Origin of the sequence: Sinosporangium siamense (assembly GCF_016863435.1) — a bacterium.
GTDB classification, from domain to species: Bacteria; Actinomycetota; Actinomycetes; order Streptosporangiales; family Streptosporangiaceae; genus Sinosporangium; species Sinosporangium siamense.
Window position 1 is genome coordinate 1 of the sequence record NZ_BOOW01000070.1, and the last position, 2,363, is coordinate 2,363.

Below are 2,363 nucleotides of genomic sequence, written 5' to 3' on the forward strand. Positions count from 1 at the left end.
ACCGACATTCAAACTTGGTGGTGTCCCCAAGATGCTCACCATGTCCGGCCGGCGGCGTGAGGATCGGGGGAGACCGGCGCCCGCTCGTCACCGCTGCTGACCGATTGGAGCCTGGTGCTTCTTGCCTGTTGATCGTGGGACGGGCGGGGCCAACGCCGGGGGATCGCATGTCCTGTTAGGAACCCGGCGACCGCACGCGGGAGTTGCTCTCGATCACGCGGATCCCTGTTGGTGAATGTCTGGTACTGCATCCTCCCTGGTGTCGGCGTCGCCGGCCGATCAACGAATCCGACGGGAAGACGGGAGCCGGAAGTTGCGGCTGCGGCTGGGAATCGACATTGCGTGCCGGGTGGCCCACCAGGCCAGCCTGGCCGATGAACGCGGGGAGTTCCTCTGGTCGGGACGACGGTTCCGCACCACGGCGGAAGATCTGGAACGGTTGTGGGCGATGCTCCCGGCCGGGACCGATCCGTCGATGGTGACGGTGATCATGGAACCCACCCGCAACGCCTGGGTACCACTGGCGGCATGGTTTCGCCGTCGGGGTGCCGCAGTGGTGATGGTGCCTCCCGAGCGGTCTGCCGACCTGCGCGCCTACTACAGCAAGCATGCCAAGTCCGACCGGCTCGACTCGCGTCTGCTGGCTCGGCTGCCGCTCCTGCATCCCGAGGGACTGCACACGGAGCAAGGCCTCGGCCCCGGCGACCCGCTACGCCGGGCGGTCAAGCTGCGTTCCACGCTGGTGCGTCGCCGCACCGCAACGCTAGCCCGCCTGGACGCACTGCTGGAGATCCTCGGGCCGGGATGGCACGCCGCAATGGGCAGCGATCTGGCCAACAAGACTCCGCTGAGGTTCCTGGCCGCCGGCTACGCCTGCCCCCACACGGTGCGGCGACTGGGCCGGGCCCGCCTCGCCCGCTTCCTGCACCGCCACTCCCGTGGCGCCTGGGCTGAGGCCAAGGCGCAGGAGCTGCTGGCTGCCGCCCTCGCGACGCTCCAGCTCTGGGACGACGAGCTGGACTATCCCGATCTGGCCGACGACATCGCCATCGAGGCCCGGTTGGCACTGGCTCTGACCGCAGAGATCAAGGAGCTCGACGAGCGGATCGCCGTACTGTTCGCCCGCGCCGACCCCGACGGCATCTTGCAGTCGGTGCCCGGCATCGGCCCGGTCTTAAGCGCGCAGATCCTCGGCCGGCTCGGCGATCCCAACCGCTTCGCCTCACTGGCCGGGGTCCGAGCGTTCAGCGGCCTGGTCCCGCGCCTGGACTCCTCCGGGGTCAACGGTCGTCACAACGGACTGACCAAGTCCGGCGACGCCTGTCTGCGGGAGGCCTTGTTCATGGCCGCCGAGCACGCACGCCGCGCCGATCCCAGCCTCGCAGCCAAATACCACCGGCTGATGGTCTCCGAGGGTAAACACCACAACTCCGCCCTCTGCCACATCGCGACCACGCTGCTCACCCGCCTCGCCGCCTGCTGGCGCCGAGGCGAGCATTACATTCTGCGCGATGCCGACGGCCATCCCGTCGATGCCGGCCGGGCACGCACCATAATCGCCGAGCACTACACAGTCTCCGCTGACCTCCGCGCAGCCCGGCGCACCACCCGCGGTCACCGGCTGGCCGCACCGGCAGCGGACCGGCCAAGAAGGCAGTCGCAACGCGCTGTGTCGACCAGTTCGTCTCCCCACAACGCCAAGATCCCGCCTACTTGACATCCATTAGGAACTCAACGGGATGGTGTTCACCACCCGCCTGGCCGGCGCCGGCAGGCGCGGCGGCCGCAACGCCTTCGAGCACGAGCTGCGACGCCTGCACGTGGTCCAGAAGAACTCCGCCCCGGGACACCCCACCACCTGCGGCAAGGTCGAACGGTTCCAGCAGACGATGAAGAACTGGCTGCGAGCCCGGCTCCGCCAGCCCGCCACCATCACCGACCTGCAAGAACTCCTGGACGAGTTCACCACCGCCTACAACCACCGCCGGCCGCACCGCTCCCTGCCGCACAGGGCCGTGCCGGCGGCCGTCTACACCTCGCTGCCCAAGGCCCTGCCCGCCGCCGACCGCGGACCCGACACCCATGCCCGGGTGCGCCGCGACCGCGTCGACGACTCCGGCGTGGTCACCCTGCGCCTGGCCGGGCGCCTGCACCACATCGGCATCGGGCGAACCCACGCCCGAACCCACGTCCTGCTGCTCGTCGACGATCTCCACGTCCGGGTCGTCGCCACCGCCACCGGTGAACTGCTGCGCGAGCTTGTCGTCGATCCCACCCGGGATTACCAGCGCCAGGCAAAGCCGAAAACGACGAAACCCCCGAACCCGTAGGTTCGGGGGTTTCCGATGTCTTGAGACATCACA

General features: G+C 69.0%; 2 protein-coding genes. Both read left to right on the top strand.

The features are described 5' to 3' along the window. The first annotated feature begins 313 nt into the window (after positions 1 to 313). A complete protein-coding gene (locus tag Ssi02_RS38390; protein WP_204034398.1) occupies positions 314 to 1,717 on the top strand; it encodes an IS110 family RNA-guided transposase in 1,404 nt (467 codons plus the stop codon). Positions 1,718 to 1,739: 22 nt separating this feature from the next. Beyond that, entirely contained in the window at positions 1,740 to 2,330 is a 591-nt protein-coding gene (locus Ssi02_RS38395; protein WP_204034401.1) for an integrase core domain-containing protein, read from the top strand. Positions 2,331 to 2,363: the final 33 nt, after the last annotated feature.